Origin of the sequence: Azospirillum sp. B2RO_4, from assembly GCF_051124815.1 — a bacterium.
GTDB lineage: Bacteria > Pseudomonadota > Alphaproteobacteria > Azospirillales > Azospirillaceae > Azospirillum.
Map to the genome: position 1 here is coordinate 2,540,605 of NZ_CP118485.1, position 15,101 is coordinate 2,555,705.

Annotated in this window: 16 protein-coding genes; 10 read left to right on the forward strand and 6 right to left on the reverse strand. The window is 69.0% G+C overall.

Going from position 1 to position 15,101, the window contains the following annotated elements:
* Nucleotides 1–616: 616 nt before the first annotated feature.
* From PWS46_RS12160 to PWS46_RS12170, 3 genes are all read left to right on the forward strand, one after another.
* On the forward strand, nucleotides 617–1,099 hold the full coding sequence (locus PWS46_RS12160; protein WP_434615477.1) for a cache domain-containing protein: 483 nt from the start codon (nucleotides 617–619) through the stop codon (nucleotides 1,097–1,099).
* Nucleotides 1,100–1,147: 48 nt separating this feature from the next.
* Nucleotides 1,148–2,860 carry a methyl-accepting chemotaxis protein gene (locus tag PWS46_RS12165; protein WP_434619990.1) on the forward strand — a complete coding sequence of 571 codons (1,713 nt, stop codon included), beginning with the start codon at nucleotides 1,148–1,150 and terminating at the stop codon, nucleotides 2,858–2,860.
* Between the two features lie 181 nt (nucleotides 2,861–3,041).
* Nucleotides 3,042–3,509, forward strand: a complete 468-nt coding sequence (locus PWS46_RS12170; protein WP_045581209.1) for a Dps family protein — start codon at nucleotides 3,042–3,044, stop codon at nucleotides 3,507–3,509.
* Nucleotides 3,510–3,574: 65 nt separating this feature from the next.
* On the opposite strand, the gene PWS46_RS12175 is transcribed toward PWS46_RS12170, so the two are convergent.
* From PWS46_RS12175 to PWS46_RS12185, 3 genes are all read right to left on the reverse strand, one after another.
* Nucleotides 3,575–5,239: a sensor histidine kinase gene (locus tag PWS46_RS12175; protein WP_434615482.1), complete on the reverse strand. Its 1,665-nt coding sequence runs from the start codon at nucleotides 5,237–5,239 to the stop codon at nucleotides 3,575–3,577.
* A 329-nt stretch (nucleotides 5,240–5,568) separates the two neighbouring features.
* Complete coding sequence (locus PWS46_RS12180) at nucleotides 5,569–5,787, reverse strand: hypothetical protein (RefSeq protein ID WP_085090421.1); 219 nt, start codon at nucleotides 5,785–5,787, stop codon at nucleotides 5,569–5,571.
* 137 nt (nucleotides 5,788–5,924) lie between these two features.
* A complete protein-coding gene (locus PWS46_RS12185; protein ID WP_434615485.1) occupies nucleotides 5,925–6,200 on the reverse strand; it encodes a hypothetical protein in 276 nt (91 codons plus the stop codon).
* A 467-nt stretch (nucleotides 6,201–6,667) separates the two neighbouring features.
* On the opposite strand from PWS46_RS12185, the gene PWS46_RS12190 reads away from it, so the two are divergent.
* Nucleotides 6,668–6,919, forward strand: a complete 252-nt coding sequence (locus tag PWS46_RS12190) for a hypothetical protein (protein WP_109074618.1) — start codon at nucleotides 6,668–6,670, stop codon at nucleotides 6,917–6,919.
* Nucleotides 6,920–6,955: 36 nt separating this feature from the next.
* On the opposite strand, the gene PWS46_RS12195 is transcribed toward PWS46_RS12190, so the two are convergent.
* Entirely contained in the window at nucleotides 6,956–7,723 is a 768-nt protein-coding gene (locus tag PWS46_RS12195; RefSeq protein WP_434615489.1) for a hypothetical protein, read from the reverse strand.
* A 39-nt stretch (nucleotides 7,724–7,762) separates the two neighbouring features.
* A complete protein-coding gene (locus PWS46_RS12200; protein WP_434615492.1) occupies nucleotides 7,763–8,905 on the reverse strand; it encodes a Do family serine endopeptidase in 1,143 nt (380 codons plus the stop codon).
* 245 nt (nucleotides 8,906–9,150) lie between these two features.
* Here PWS46_RS12200 and PWS46_RS12205 point away from each other — a divergent pair, with 245 nt between their 5' ends.
* The 6 genes from PWS46_RS12205 to PWS46_RS12230 all read left to right on the forward strand — a co-directional run bounded on the left by PWS46_RS12205 (nucleotide 9,151) and on the right by PWS46_RS12230 (nucleotide 14,655).
* Nucleotides 9,151–10,116, forward strand: a complete 966-nt coding sequence (locus tag PWS46_RS12205; RefSeq protein WP_434615494.1) for a hypothetical protein — start codon at nucleotides 9,151–9,153, stop codon at nucleotides 10,114–10,116.
* Nucleotides 10,117–10,122: 6 nt separating this feature from the next.
* Complete coding sequence (locus tag PWS46_RS12210; protein WP_434615497.1) at nucleotides 10,123–11,397, forward strand: pentapeptide repeat-containing protein; 1,275 nt, start codon at nucleotides 10,123–10,125, stop codon at nucleotides 11,395–11,397.
* 267 nt (nucleotides 11,398–11,664) lie between these two features.
* A complete protein-coding gene (gene ihfB, locus PWS46_RS12215; protein ID WP_085090428.1) occupies nucleotides 11,665–11,946 on the forward strand; it encodes an integration host factor subunit beta in 282 nt (93 codons plus the stop codon).
* A 61-nt stretch (nucleotides 11,947–12,007) separates the two neighbouring features.
* A complete protein-coding gene (locus tag PWS46_RS12220; RefSeq protein WP_434615501.1) occupies nucleotides 12,008–12,409 on the forward strand; it encodes a lipopolysaccharide assembly protein LapA domain-containing protein in 402 nt (133 codons plus the stop codon).
* An 85-nt stretch (nucleotides 12,410–12,494) separates the two neighbouring features.
* Nucleotides 12,495–13,454 (forward strand): ornithine cyclodeaminase family protein, encoded by a 960-nt coding sequence (locus tag PWS46_RS12225; RefSeq protein ID WP_434615504.1) that lies wholly within the window; start codon nucleotides 12,495–12,497, stop codon nucleotides 13,452–13,454.
* Nucleotides 13,455–13,713: 259 nt separating this feature from the next.
* Nucleotides 13,714–14,655: a DMT family transporter gene (locus PWS46_RS12230; protein ID WP_434615507.1), complete on the forward strand. Its 942-nt coding sequence runs from the start codon at nucleotides 13,714–13,716 to the stop codon at nucleotides 14,653–14,655.
* On the opposite strand, the gene PWS46_RS12235 is transcribed toward PWS46_RS12230, so the two are convergent.
* Nucleotides 14,652–15,080 carry a YkvA family protein gene (locus tag PWS46_RS12235; RefSeq protein ID WP_434615510.1) on the reverse strand — a complete coding sequence of 143 codons (429 nt, stop codon included), beginning with the start codon at nucleotides 15,078–15,080 and terminating at the stop codon, nucleotides 14,652–14,654. The two genes, PWS46_RS12230 and PWS46_RS12235, sit on opposite strands and share 4 nt — an antisense overlap.
* Between the last annotated feature and the right edge of the window lie 21 nt (nucleotides 15,081–15,101).

Here is a 15,101-nt window from a genome sequence, read left to right on the forward strand (position 1 = left end):
CCTCCCGTGGAAGCTTCGGGCTGTCGTGACCGGGGAGCGGGGCCTGGGCCGGAGATGGGCCGCCGGCACCGGCCGCCGGGGCGGCCCGTTCGCGTGTGGCTCTTCAGACAAGTCCGTTTGAAACTGGCACTTCCAGAAGACAGGCACGTCCGGATCGGGGGGCGGCGGACGCGTGGCGGAAACGCGCATCGGGTCCGGGGCCGGCGGAGCGCCCGCATCGGACCTCCGATGCTCCACCCGAACGGCGCGGCTGTCGATGGAAAAAAGGGGCGGCAAACCGTCACGCGCGATGCGGCTGCGCGGCCAATGCGTCGATTGGCCGCATCGAACGGAGCCCGGCCCGTTCGTCCGCTTCCAACAGCGACAACCATCCGTCTAAAGCGTTCAAACTGAACGGAATACCTCCTGAAGCTGCTGCACTCCGCCGATCATTCGTAATATTGCTATGTTGCAACGCAATATGAGCGCGTCGAAATGTGGCGGACAAACGCATGAAACCTTCTGCTAGTAGCCTCAGGTGATAATGGCCGCGCGTTCAAGACGATGACGGCCGGATAACAATCGATGGGGCGCCCGGCGTCCGCCGACCGCCCTCCATTCCTTGGGGAAAGAGCACATGCGCCTGTGGTTTCGTTTGCTGACGGCCGCCCTGATTGCCGTCGGGACTGCCGTTTCGGTCCCTCTGTCCACCCCCGCCGTCGCCCAGGATGCCAAGCCGACGCAGGAGGACGCCAAGTCGATCACCCTGAAGGCGGCGGACCTGATCGCTGCCCAGGGCCTGGACGAGGCCGCCAAGGCCTTCAACGCCGAAGGCCCGTTCAAGCACGGCGAGATCTACGTCAACGTCATCGACTTCGCCGGCACCTGGAAGGTCTATCCGCCGCGCCCGGCCGGCGTCGGCCAGAGCGTCATCAACGTCAAGGATCCGGATGGCCGCTTCATCGTCCAGGACGTCCTGGCCGTCGCCAAGGAGAAGGACGAGGGCTGGGTCGAGTATCGCTGGCTGAATCCGGCCAGCAACAAGATCGAACCGAAGGTCACCTATGTGAAGCGCGTGCCCGGCCAGGAACTGGTCGCCTATGTCGGCATCTACAAGTGACGGCTGCGGCGTAAGACGTTGACGGGCTGGGAGCTGTTGGGGGTGAGCATGAACGGCGGTGTCTTTGCGCGTCTGTCCGGCCTGTCGGTGGCGGGCCGGGTCTTCGCGGCTCCCCTGATGGGGATCGTCCTGACGGTGGCGGCGCTGGCGCTGGCCGACCGCCAGTCGGAGCAGGCGCTGGGCGCGGTGGACGCAATCCACCGCGAGGCGGCGGAACGGCTGGGCCGGATCGACCGGCTGGTCGCCATCGCCTACGTCATCCACAGCGACGTGTCGCGGCATCTCGCCTTGTCCGGCTCCGGCATCGAAGAGGCCAAGCTGCAGGCCATGCGCGACGCCATCGCCGCCAATCTGGGCAAGGCGCGCACCGCCATCGCCCAACTGCGCGCCATGCCGCTGGCCGAGGCGGAGCGGGCGATGCTGGACGAGGTGTCGGCACGGATCGGCGCCTATGCCAAGGCGGTCGACGAGATGAACCAGATGGCGGCCATCGACCGCCTGATCGGCATCCCGATGATGGCCCACACCGACGACCAGTTCGCCGCCCTGACCGCCAAGGTCATGGAGACGCAGGAGGCGATCGGCCGCTCCACCGCCGCCGCCACCCAGACCACCCGCGATGCCGCGGCTTCCGCCCGCCGCGACTTCGCGCTGGTGATGGCTGGGCTGCTGGCGGCGATGATGGCGGCCGGGCTGCTTCTGGCGCGGTCCATCACCCGGCCGCTGCAGCGGCTGTCCAGCAACACGGCCGATCTGGCCGCCGGAAAGCTCGACACCGCGGTCGAGGGCGGCTGGATGCGCAACGAGATCGGCGCCATGGCCCGCGCGCTGGAAGTGTTCCAGACCAACGCCCGCGAGGTGGAGCGGCTGACCGCCGACCAGCAGCGCCAGAAGGCGGAGGCCGAGGCGGAAAAGCACCGCGCCATCCGGGAACTGGCCGACCTGTTCGAGGCCCGCGTGGCCGAGGTGGTGCAGCAGGTGGGGGCCGGCGCCCATCAGGTGCGCAGCAACGCCGCCGGCATGCTGGAACGCGCCAACAGCGCCAACCGGCAGGCCGCCACCGTCGCCGCCGCCAGCGCCCAGGCGGGAAGCAGCGTCCAGACGGCTGCCGCCGCGACGGAGGAGATGTCGGCCTCCATCGCCGAGATCGGCGGTCAGGTCCGCCGCTCCTTCGATATGGTGCGCGGCGCCGTGCGGGCGGTGGAGGAGACCAACGCCCATGTCGTCGGCCTGTCCGACGCCGCCAACCGCATCGGCGAAATCGTCGGCCTCATCAACTCCATCGCCGCCCAGACCAACCTGCTGGCGCTGAACGCGACCATCGAGGCCGCCCGCGCCGGTGAAGCGGGCAAGGGCTTCGCCGTGGTGGCGAGCGAGGTGAAGAGCCTCGCCACCCAGACCGCCAAGGCGACCGAAGAGATCGGGACCCAGATCACCTCCATGCAGCAGGTGACCGGGGCCGCCGTCGCCGCCATCAAGGGGGTGGGCGAGACGGTGGTCGGCATCGACGAGATCGTCGGCTCCATCGCCGGCGCCATGGAACAGCAGGCAGCCGCGACGGAGGAGATCACCCGCAACGTGCAGGAGGCCGCCGCCGGCACCGCCGAGGTCTCCCACACCATCGCCACCGTCTCCGCCAGCGCCGGCGAGACCGGCACCGCCGCCGGCGAGGTCCTGCGCGCCGCGGAACTGCTGGACGGTCAGGCGGTGACGCTGAACCGCGAGGTGACGCACTTCATCGGCCGGCTGAGGGCCGGCTGAGGGGGCATATTCGCCTGGGTCTACGTCTGGCTCGCATCACCCATCCGCGAAGTTTGGCCGCATCGGACTTGAAACGGTCCGCCTGCGCCCAAGCTGTTGTCCGGGACCGCGGGGGCGGTGGCCGGTCACGGCCGCGCCGGAGCCGGGGCCAATGCAGGACCCAACAAAAAGGGATCGAAGAATGAAGATCGACATCGGGATCTCGGACGCAGACCGCAAATCCATCGCCGAAGGGCTGAACAAGGTTCTGGCCGACACCTTCGCGCTCTACATCAAGACCCATTCGTTCCACTGGAACGTCACCGGGCCGATGTTCAACACGCTCCACACCATGTTCATGACCCAGTACACGGAGCTGTGGACCGCGCTTGACGAGATCGCTGAGCGTATCCGCGCCCTGGGCTATCCGGCGCCGGGCAGCTTCTCGCAGTTCGCGGAACTGGCCTCGATCAAGGAAGAGGTCGGCGTTCCCAAGGCGAACGACATGATCCGCCAGCTGGTCGAAGGCCACGAGGCCGCCGCCCGCACCATCCGCAGTGTCTTCCCGTTGGCCGAACAGGGCAGCGACGAGCCGACCGCCGACCTGCTGACCCAGCGCCTGCAGATCCACGACAAGACCGCCTGGATGCTGCGCAGCATGCTGGAATAGTCGCGGGACCGGCCGGCGGATCGCCCTCTCCCGCGCCCCGGGAGAGGGAAACCTTACGCGTCCCCCTAGGCCGCGGTCCTGGCGCGCTGGCGGGCCGGCTGTTCGGGAATGGTCAGGGTGAAGATGGTGCCGCCGTCGCGCTCGATCTTCAGCGTAGCGCCGGCCTGATGGGACAGCGCCTGCACCAGATTCAGGCCGAGCCCGCTGCTGGAGCCGCCACGGCCGGGACGCTTGTGCTGACTCGGCATGCCGGCCGGCAGCCCGACGCCGTCGTCACGCACGATCAGCCGCATGCCGGTCTCGTCGCGCTGCAGCATCACGCGGACGGTGCCGGGATGCCCGTGCGGGAAGGCGTGCAGCAGGGCGTTCGACACAAGCTCGCTGGTGGCGATGGCCAGCGGCGTGGCGCGGTCGGCGTCGACGATCCAGTCCTGAGCCTCCAGCTCCAGCCGGGCGGCGGTCGGATTGTCGGAGCGGACCAGCCCGTCGCACATCTGGCGCAGCGCGTCGGCGAAGTTGATGTGCGCCGGCTCGTCGGAGCGGTGGAGCAGCTCGTGCAGCAGGCTCATGGTCTGGATGCGGCGCAGGCTCTCGTCGAAGCCGCGCCGGGCCTGCTCGTCGATCCTTGCCGCCTGCAGGCGCAGCAGGCTGCAGATGACCTGCAGGTTGTTCTTCACCCGGTGCTGAACCTCCTTCAGCAGGACCTCCTTGTCGGTCACCGCCGCCTCCAGTTGGGCGTTTGCGCGTTCCAGCTGGGCGGTGCGCTGGTGGACATGCTCCTCCAGCGTGTCGTAGGCGTGCTGCAGGGCGTCCTCGGCCTCACGCTCGCGCCGGGCACGCTGGATGGCGAGGGCGCCGATCACCGCGACCGTGGCGCAGGCCGCGGCGGCGAAGGCGGCGTAGATCCACAGCCGCTCGCTCCAGCGGCGCAGCACGCTGCCGGTGGCGATGGTCACCACGGCCGACAGGCCGGTGTCGCCCACCGGGCGGGTGACGATGATGTCGTCGGCATGGCTGGCGGTGTCGTCGCCGGCATTGCCGCCCATGGTGCCGCCGCCCTCCGGCTCGCGCAGCAGCGGGGTGCCGTCCGGCTGCAGAATGGCGATGCTGTGGCCATAGCCGACGTCGAGCGAGCGGTAGACGTCGCGGAAGGCCCGCGCGTCCAATCCGGCCACCGCCCAGCCGCGCGGCTCGCCGCCTGCCGCACCCGGCAGGGGTTGCGCCAGGGTGATGACCGAACGTCCGCCCAAACCTCCGCCGGGCCGGCCGCCCATCCGCCCGATACCGATGGCCATGCCGTCCGGCTTCAGTGCCGGCCGGGCGCCGCCGGGCGCGGCGTCGGGCAGGCTCGACAGCCGCAGCGCGCCGGACGAATCGCGGATCTCCAGCCCGACCACATGGGGCGCGCTGGCCGCCAGCAGGGCCATGCGGTCGCGCGTCGCCGTGTCGTCGGGCAGCGGCGTTCCGGCCGGACCGGCCAGCGTCGCCGTTTGTGTCAGCAGCAGGTCTCCCGACTCGATCAGCCGGGCGGCATGCTCCGCCGCCAGCAGGCCGATGTTGCCGGCGACGCCGGTCGCCTGCCGGACCGCCTCGTCGCGGTCGCGCCAGGCGAAGACCGCCGACAGCCCGATGGTCAGCAGAACCGCGGCGGTGCAGGCGATCAGGACCAGCGCCGAACCGGGCAGCCGGTAGAGCGGAGAGGGATGGGAACGCAGCGCGCGCAACGGCATCGTTTCGGAAACCATGTGGGGATACGGCCACTTCTTGCTTAGCCGGAAACGGTAACACCGCCCGGCGGGTGACGGTTCCGCCGAACGCTACCCGTGATGAAGCGGCAGCGGCCACCACCTATTGTGGGGTGCCGACAAAGTCATCCCGCCTTGGTAGGGCCGGGGGGGCGCTTGGAACGGCAAGGAGGGGTAGGTTTTATGCCGATCGACGGGACAGCCTATCTCGCCATCCGGCCGGACGGGGGATGCCCCGCCGCCCTCACGCCTTCGAGATCCGGTTGGCCCTTCGGCCCGGGCTGTTTCCGAAGCGGGGCTGAAAGGAAGAACGGTCAGGGACGGCGATCGGCCAACAGCCGCCGCCACAACGGGCGGCCGAGCAGACGCGGCCTGTCTTCCGCATTCTTGGCGTCAAGCCACTGGTCGGCCAATTCACGGACCTGCCAGTCACCGAGAAAACGGTCGCAGTCGATGGCGGTATAGAGTCGAACCCGCTCTTTTCCCAGCCTTTCGAAATAGGCAAGCGTTCTTTGGCGGTCGATGTCTTCCATAGGCCCCAATGAAACGGAGATTGCGGAACGTCCAGTTCTGACGGCCGCCGATTCATCGGATATTGGAAGAAGCCCGTCACCCGCGCAACTGTCCGTTCGTCGCGTTCCCATCACCCGGAAGGAGAATGGCCGTCCCTCTATCGTCGGCTGGAACCGAGTCGGCCGGTGTGGACGACGACGTCGGACAGCTGCACGCCGGCTTCCGCCGCCGCGCGTTCCAACGAAGCGCGATCGGGCCAATAGAGTTGCCCGCCGACCTCCGTCAATGCCCCCCGGCGCCGGATCACCCACAAGCCGGTGAACGCCATCTCGATGATCCGCCCCATTGGTGCATCCGGCGTCGGTGCGGGCGCCGGTGCGGATGGCGGGCGAGGTGGTCCCCTCCTGTCCAAATCCCTGTCGTTGATCGTCATCTCTGGTCTTCCCTGTGCCGGCCTTTCGCTGCGCAGTGTCCATCGACATGCGGCAACGGCCGATCTCCGTTTCCCAAAACATGATGCTTCGAGGTCGAAAGGGTTTCCTAGACAAGTCGCAATGATTTTTCACCGGGAATTTTTCGTCTCTTTGTAATTGCTCGTACACAATTGATGTGGTCTTACCACACAATTCAGTAACCATATTCAAAGAAAGGAAATGCAAATCCCTCAACATTGGTCGTGCTGATAAGAGACAGCCTGAACGTCGCGGCCATCTTGCGCAGCTTTGGAAGGTCGAAAGGGGTGGGATACACCGGTGGGATGGGAAACATACCCCGAAATGGTCACAGCAGCGGGCGCCGGCGCTCACCAAACATAAGCTTGACCGCCCAGCCTTGCCCAACAACGCGGGATTCGGCGGCGGTCGCTCATGTTGCCGTGCCTATGCTTGAAGGAAGAGACCGATGAAGACCACCACGCGGACATTCACCACCGGGGCGACGGCGCTGCTGATCGGCGCGACTCTGCTCGGCGGCTGTTCCAACCTGAATCATCGCGAGAACCGCGCGCTGACCGGCGGCGCCATCGGTGCGGCCGGCGGTGCGGCCATCGGCGCCGTCACCGGCGGCAGCGCGATCTATGGCGGCCTCCTGGGCGGTGCCGCCGGGGCCGCTGTCGGCGCATTGACGGCGGATGAGGGCAAGCACCGCCGGTAACGGACGGAGGGGGCGGTCCGCCGCCCCCTTCCCTTCCTATTCCTCGTCGTCCTCGAACTGGTCGAGGCTCAGCGAACGGACTTCGGTGCTGGGGTTCGGCGCCGGCGGAGCGGGCGGCGGCATGTTGGCCGGCCGTGCAACAGCCGGTCGGGCGGCGGCGCGGCCCGGCGGCATATGGGCGTTGGGGCCCTTCAGCGGACTGTTCAGCGTGCCGCGCGGGCCGATGCTGGGCTCGTCGCCGAAATCGGGCAGCGGCGGAATGCGGTCCATCACGCGGCGGATCAGGGCGGCGATGCGGTCGGCCTCGGCACGCAGCGCCTGCCCCCGCTCCCCCTCATAGAGCGGGTCGTCGAGGAACTTGCGGATTTCCAGCACGCCGCGCAGTTCCACCCCGCACATCTCGTGGGTGCCGATGGGAAGCGCCTTCACCCGCGCGAAGCTGGAGAAGAAGCCGGCACTGCCTTCCACGAACTGGACCACCATGCGGGCGTGCAGACGTTCCAGCGCGGTGGTCATGGGGTCGATCAGATCCTCCATTTCCTCCGGCGCCGCATCCAGCCGCTCCTGCGTCAGGGCGGCCAGCGCGAAGAAGTCGCGCACCCGCCTGCTGAAGCGGCGGTAGCGGGCCAGCCCGCCGACCGACACCCGCTCGCGCGCCGTCTGCGCCAGCTCCGCCGACTGCTTCAGCATGGCGTCGAGCCGCATCAGCAGCGTCGCGATCTCGCGCTGCCGCTGGGCCGCGCTGCGGCCGGGGTTGGGCGCCGGCGGGGCGGCCGGGCGGCGGGGAGGGTTGGAACGCATCATGCCGGTACGGGGTGGCTCCTTGACGGTCAGCAGTTGCGGTCAGCGGGCGGTGCGGACGGTCAGCGACTTTTGCCCGCCCTCGCGCATCACCGTCAACTGCACCGGCGTGCCGACGCGCAGAAGACCGATGCGGTTGCGGAAGTCGGTAGCGCTGCGCACCGGCCGGCCATCGACCGCGATCACCACGTCGCCGCTGCGCAAACCTCCGCTGTCAGCCGGCGAGCCGCGCTCGATCTTGGCGATCAGCGCGCCCTCGTCGCCCTTCAGGCTCATGCTTTCCGCAAGGTCGGGCGTCAGATCCTGAATGGCGACGCCCAGCCGGCCACGCCGAACCTCGCCATACTCGCGCAGCTGTTCCATCACCGAGCGGACGATGCTGACCGGAACGGCGAAGCCGATGCCGACCGAGCCGCCGGCCGGGCCGATGATGGCGGTGTTGATGCCGATCAGCTCGCCCTGGAAATTGACCAGCGCCCCGCCGGAGTTGCCGGGATTGATCGAGGCGTCGGTCTGGATGAAGTCCTCGTACCCCTCGATCTTCAGCCCGCTGCGGCCGAGCGCCGAAACGATGCCGGAGGTCACAGTCTGCCCCAGCCCGAACGGGTTGCCGATGGCGACGACGAAGTCGCCGACCTTGGCCCGATCCGAGTCGCCGATGGGCAGGGCGGTCAGCCCGTCGGCCTTGATCTGCAGCAGGGCGATGTCGGTGGCGGCGTCGCGGCCGATCAGCTTGGCGCGCAGGCGGCGGCGGTCCTTCAGGGTGACGGCGATTTCCTGCGCGTTCTCCACGACATGGTTGTTGGTGACGACATAGCCGTTGCGGGCGTCGACGATCACGCCGGACCCGGCGCTGACCTGCGGACGCGACTGCGGCATCTGGTCCGGCATGTTGAAGAAGCGGCGGAAGAAGGGGTCGCGCAGCAGCGGGTTTTCCGCCTGGGGCGCCTGGCTCAACACCGAGATGTTCACGACGGCCGGCGTCACCTGCTCCAGCATCGGGGCGATGGTGCCGCCGCCGACCGCGCCCAGCGGCAGTGCCGCCGCCGCGGGCGAGGCGCCGAGGCCGATGGCGGACCCGAACCGGCCCAGCGCCGAGTCGGCCGGAGCGACCAGCGCGCCGCCGGTCAGCGCCGCCAGTCCGACCGCCGCAGCAAACACCACCGGACGCACCGCCTTCTTCATGACCTTTTCCTTTCTTGCCGGGAATTTCTTGTCGAGATCGTCGCTTGATCGGGCTGATTTGGGACAAAAAGGAAGGCGGTTCAAGGTTGTCCGCCCCTTCGCCGCCCTCCGGACACCCCGTCACGGCGATGATAGCGCGGCGACGGCGGAAACTCCCGGTAAAGAAATTGGGTGGTATAGGACAGGGTCGGCGCAGCCCCCGGACATGCCGGGGAGGCGCGGCTGTCGAAAACGGGTTGAGCGCTATGAGCGGCGGGTCACTGCTCGAACTGACCGAGCAAGAGTATCTGCAGATGGAAGAGGCCCTGTCGCAGACCGCGCGGGGGCGGGCCTTCCTGCGCATGCGCGACCGGCGCAGCCGCGTCGTCGCCTCCGACGAGTTCCACCGGCTGGTCGACAGGCTGGAAGGCCAGGTCGACCGGCTGAGCGGCACCTCGTCCAGCGCCTTCACCTCCTTCTCCCCCGGCGAGGACCCGCGCATCCAGCAGGAGCTGACCGCCATCACCCAGGTGGTGCGCGAGGCCCGCAGCGACATCGCCGCACTGAAGGCGACCGACACCGGGTCCAACCGCATCGAGGCGGCGACCGGCGAGCTGGACGAGATCGTCGCCGCCACCGAACGCGCCACCACCGACATCCTGAACGCGACGGAGAAGATTCAGGAAATCACCATGTCGATCCCGCGCGACGACGACGATCTGGCCGAACGGATCGACGCGATCGAGGCGTGGTGCATCGAGATCATGACCGCCTGCTCCTTCCAGGACATCACCGGCCAGCGCACCACCAAGGTCGTCAACACGCTGCGCTACATCGAAGAGCGCGTGAACACGATGATCGAGATCTGGGGCGTCGAGCGGCTGACCGCCGCCGATCCGCAGCATCACGCGCCGGGCGAGGTCGCCTCGCACCGCAAGCTGGGCGACACCCGCCCCGACGCCCATCTGCTGAACGGGCCGCAGCTGGGCGGGCCGGAGGTCAGCCAGGACGCCATCGACGCGCTGTTCGCCAGCGTGCCGGAGGTGGCGGAACGGGCGGAGCCGCTGCCGGCCGACGTGGCGCCCTCCCCTCCCCCTCCCCCGCCACCACCCCCTCCGCCACCACCCGTCGCGAAGCCGGCCCCGCCGCCCCCTCCGCCGCCAGCCGCCCCGACCGGCGGCGACGGCGGCGGCGGGATCTCCCAGGCCGACATCGACGCCCTGTTCGCGTGACCGGCCATGGCGCAAGACGGCAAATCCCGCATCCGCCTGACCCAGGACCAGCTCGACCGCGTGTGCGAGCGCCATGTCCGATTCGCCGAGGGCCGCCCGAACGGCGCCCGTGCCAACCTGCCCTTCTTCGACCTGTCGGGCCTGTCGCTGGCCGGCCGCAACCTGACCGGCGCCCATCTGGCCGGCGCCATCCTGCGTGACGCCGACCTGCGCGGCGCGGTGCTGGACCATGCCGACCTCTACGGCGCCGACCTGCGCGGGGCCGATTTGTCGGAGGCGCGGCTGTTCCGCACCGACATGCGCGGCGCCAACGTGCGCGGCGCCCGGCTGGACGGCGCCACCATGGTGGAGGTCGACCTGCGCGACGGCAGCATGGTCAACCGCAACAGCGCCGGCGAGCTGAAGGTGGTCGGCTTCGACCCCGGCCCGGCCGACATGGCGTCGGCGAAGCTGACCAACGCCGACATGGCGCGGGCCAAGCTGTCCGGCAGCTTCGCGCGGGCGGCCGACTTCACCAACACCCGGCTGGCCGGCGCCCGTCTGGATCGCACCGACCTGCGCGACGCCAACTTCTCCGGCGCCGACCTGCGCGGTGCCGACCTCAACGGTTCCGACCTGCGCGGCGCCATCCTGGACGGGGCCAGCCTGGATCAGGACGGGCTGGAGCAGGCGATCCGCACCGATGAGCAGGCCCATGCCGCCCGGCAGACGCCGCCCCAGGCTCCGGTGCCCGAGCCGGAGCCCGAAGAGACGACGGCCGACGAGTTGCCGGCCCTGCCCGTCGACCAGCTGGACAGCATGCTGCGCCAGCACATGATCTGGCTGGGCACCAGCGGCAAGCAGGGCAGCCAGCTCGACCTGACAGGACTGAACCTGGAGGGGGCCGACCTGACGGGCAAGATCCTGACGCTGGCCAAGGGCAGCGGTGCCCGGCTGCGCCATGCCCGGCTGAACGGCGCCCAGTTGCAGGCCGCCCAGTTCGACGGCGCCGACCTGCGCTCCGCCGATCTCAGCCGCGCCGACCTGCGCGGGGTGAAGCTGGACCGCGCCATCCTGATCGACAGCCGGCTGGACGGCGCCAATCTGGGCATGCTGCTGGTCAGCGCCGGGGCCAAGGTGATGCGTGCGTCGCTGGTGCGGGCGCGGCTGGCGGGCGCGTCGCTGACTGAGACCAACCTCAAGGGCAGCGACCTGACCCTGGCCGACCTGACCGGCTGCGACCGCTCGTCGGCGGTGCTGGAGGGCGCGATCCTGGAGGGGACGCGGCTGGGCGGCGCCTGACCCCGCACCGGGTTTTCTTTCGCGAAGCCGTTGATTGCTTTCAAATTTCCGTCACGATCCATGCCGGAGATTGCCGCAAACCCCTTGGACCAGTTTGGGGAAACCAGACGGAAAAACACTTCCACCGTCCGGAAAAACGATTGTGTCGTAACGGCTTAGCACGGCGGGTGGGGCTTGACGCCTCCTGCCGCCGGTGGCACGCTGCTGTCCAAGCGCGGCGCGGCCCGACCATAAGCGCCCGCATCGAATGGGGGAACGTCAACGATCATGACCAAGTCGGAACTGATCCAACGGCTGGCGGAGCGGAACCCGCACCTGTACCAGCGCGACATCGAGAAGATCGTCGGCACCATCTTCGACGAGATCACCGAAGCGCTGGCGCGCGGCGACCGGGTGGAACTGCGCGGCTTCGGCGCCTTCTCCATCAAGAAGCGGGACGCGCGCACGGGTCGCAACCCCCGGACCGGAGAATCGGTTGACGTCGGCGAGAAATGCATTCCTTTCTTCAAGACCGGCAAGCAGCTTCGCGAGCGTCTGAACACGGAGTGAGCGCCGGCCCGGCCATGTCTCAGCGCCGTATTCCGGCCGTATCTCTCAAGGAACCTTCGCCTTGCGCCATATTTCCTGGATCGTCACCATTCCCGTGGCCCTCGTCGCGATTCTGTTCGCGATCTCCAACCGCGGGATCGTGACGCTGTCGTTGTGGCCGCTGCCCTTCACGCTCGCCACGCCGGTCTATCTGGCCACGCTGGTGGCGCTGGTGCTGGGCTTCCTGGCCGGCGGCTTCGTCGTCTGGAACAGCCAGCGCCGCCATCGCCGCCGCGCCCGCCGCGAAGGCAACCGCGTCCTGTATCTGGAGCGTGAACTGAAGGAGGCGCAGGCCCGCGCCGCCGCCGCCGAAAAGCGTCTGGCCGAGAGCACCCGCCCGGTTTCCGGCCCGGTCGCCGGCACTCTGCCCGGCTCCGCCCTGCCGGTCCCGACCGCCGAGAACAACGCGCCGACCGTCCACTAAGCGTCACCGGTCGCAGGGCTCCCGCCCCCCATCCTTGTACGGTTCGGGGAGCGGGATTGGCCGCCGGGCGGCGGAAGGGGGTTCCATGCGCACCGTCAGCGGCGCCGAGCTTCGATCCGTTCTGCACCACCGCATGCTGATCGAGCGCCTGCGGCAGACCTTCCGCGCCGGCGTGGAGTCCCCGCCGGCCCATCGGCACCGCGTTGAAACCTACGGCACCAATGACGCCGCACTGCTGATCGCTCCCGCCTGGGAGGTGAACCAGGCGATCGGGGTGCGGATCGACAGCGTTTTTCCCGACAATTCCGGCGGCGACCTGCCGCAGACCCAGGGTGTCTATCTGCTGGTCGACGGCAAGACCGGGGTGCCGCAGGTGCTGATGGATTCCTCCGCCGCGCTGGGCCGGCGCAGCGGCGCGGCATCCTCGGCGCTCGCCGCCTCCTATCTGGCGCGGCCGGACGCCGAACGGATGCTGGTGGTCGGCACCGGCCCGCTGGCCCTGGAACTGGTGGAGGCCTACACCGCGGTGCGGCCGATCCGCCATGTGCTGGTCTGGGGACGGGATCCGCAGAAGGCGCGCAAGCTCGCCACCCGCTTCCACCGGCCGAAATTCCGCATCGAGGCGACCGCCGACCTGGAAGGGGCGGTGCGCGGCGCCGACATCGTCGCCTGCGCCACCACCGCGCGCGAACCGCTGATCCGCGGCGATTGGCTGCAGCCCGGCCAGCATCTGGACCTGTTGGGCGGCGTGACGCCGGACATGCGCGAGGCCGACGACGACTGCATCCGCCGCGCCCGCGTCTTCGTCGACAGCCGTGACCGCACGCCGGCCGGAGCCGGCGACATCGCCCAGCCGGTGTCTTCCGGCACGCTGAACCCCGACGACATCGCCGGCGACCTGTTCGAACTGAGTCGCGGCGAACGGGCCGGCCGGCGCTTCTACGACCAGATCACCCTGTTCAAATCGGTCGGCACCGCCCTGGCCGACCTGTGCGCCGCCCGTCTGGCGACCGAGATGGTGCTGCACAACGACTCGATCCGCTGAGCCGGGATTCGATTCGCTCAGCCTGCCCCGCCAGCATCGCCCCAAACGGTTTTATACCGACCGGACCCACACGCGTCATAAGGGAGTATGCCGCACTTCTTCCCGACAATTTACTTGCGTCCTTACGATTTTCTCCAGAGGATCATCGCTGCCTCCGCACCGGCTGCCGGTGTTCCGAACGGCTCAATGTTCGCGCTAACGCCGCGGGCAACGCGCTGGACCGGTTCATCCGCCAACGGTTTGTCAGGGACGACTGATCGTGACCGTCACCTCCCCCATGGCCGGCCCACGCCTGCGGGTACCGACCAACCGGCTTCTGCTCGGTGCCGGATACATGCTGCTGTCGGCGCTGCTGTTCGGGATCGGCAATACGGCCGTACACTGGGCCGCGACGGTGATGGACCCGCTGGAGGTCGTGTTCTTCCGCAACCTGTTCAGCCTGCTGTGGATGCTGCCCTGGGCGCTGACGGCCGGGGCGCCCGCCTGCCGGTCGGTGCTGGCGGAACGGCGGCTGGGGCCCTATGTGACGCGGGCGCTGACCACGCTCTGCGCCATGAGCGGATGGTTCTACGCCATCTCCCGGATTCCACTGCCGACCGCGACCGCGGTCAGCTTCGCCATCCCGCTGTTCGTTGCGGCGGGGGCGGCACTGATCCTGCGCGAGCGGGTGCGGCCACGGCGCTGGGCCGCGATCTTCGTCGGTCTCGCCGGGGTGACCATCGTGCTGAGGCCGGGCGCGGCGCCGCTCGATCTGGCCTTTCTGGCGCTGTTCGTCCATTGCGTCGCCGCCGCCGGCACCATCTTGCAGATGCGGCTGCTCAGCCGGCGGGACAATGCGATGGTGATCGTCACCTTCCTGGGCCTGCTGGTCACACCGATGGCGCTGGTACCGGCCCTGTTGGTCTGGACCTGGCCGAGTTGGAGCGTGCTGGGCGGATTGGCGCTGCTCGGCGGCCTGCTGACGCTGGGGCAGTTGGCGATGACGAAGTCGCTGTCGCTGGCCGAATCCTCGGCAATGATGCCCTATGATTATGCCCGGCTGCCCTTCACCGCCTTCGTCGCCTGGATCGCCTTCGGCCAGACGATGGATCCGTGGGGGTGGATTGGCGCCCTGGTGATTGCCGGCTCCGCCCTCTACACCATGCACCGCGACGCAGCCGACGGACGCAGACTGGCGCAGGAGCAGACGCAGCGCGCCTAGGCAGTCGTCTCCGCGTCGCCGGCAACGGTTTCGGCGCGCAGGACCTCCTTCGCCCGCCCCCAATGGGCCGGGGTCAGATTGGCGCGCACCGTCTGCACGGCGGCGGCGAGCACCGCGGCGTCATCGGTGAAGCCGGCGATCAGCAGCCAGTCCGGCACCGCATCCACCGGCAGCACGAAATAGGCCAGCGCCCCCAGCAGGATCGCTTTCGCCCGGTAGGGAGTCGCCGGATCGGTCGCACAGAAATAGGCGGCCAGCAGGTCTTCCAGAAAGGGAATACGGTGCAGGTTGGCGCGCAGCTTCTGCCAGAAGCGGCGGCGGACCAGCCGTTCGTCACGCTCGACCCGGTCGGGATCGGGAACCGACAGCGCGGTGCCGGTACCGAGGGAGCGGCCAAGGGAGGGGAAGGCGGACGGTGCTGTCATGGACGCTGAAACCCTTTCGGA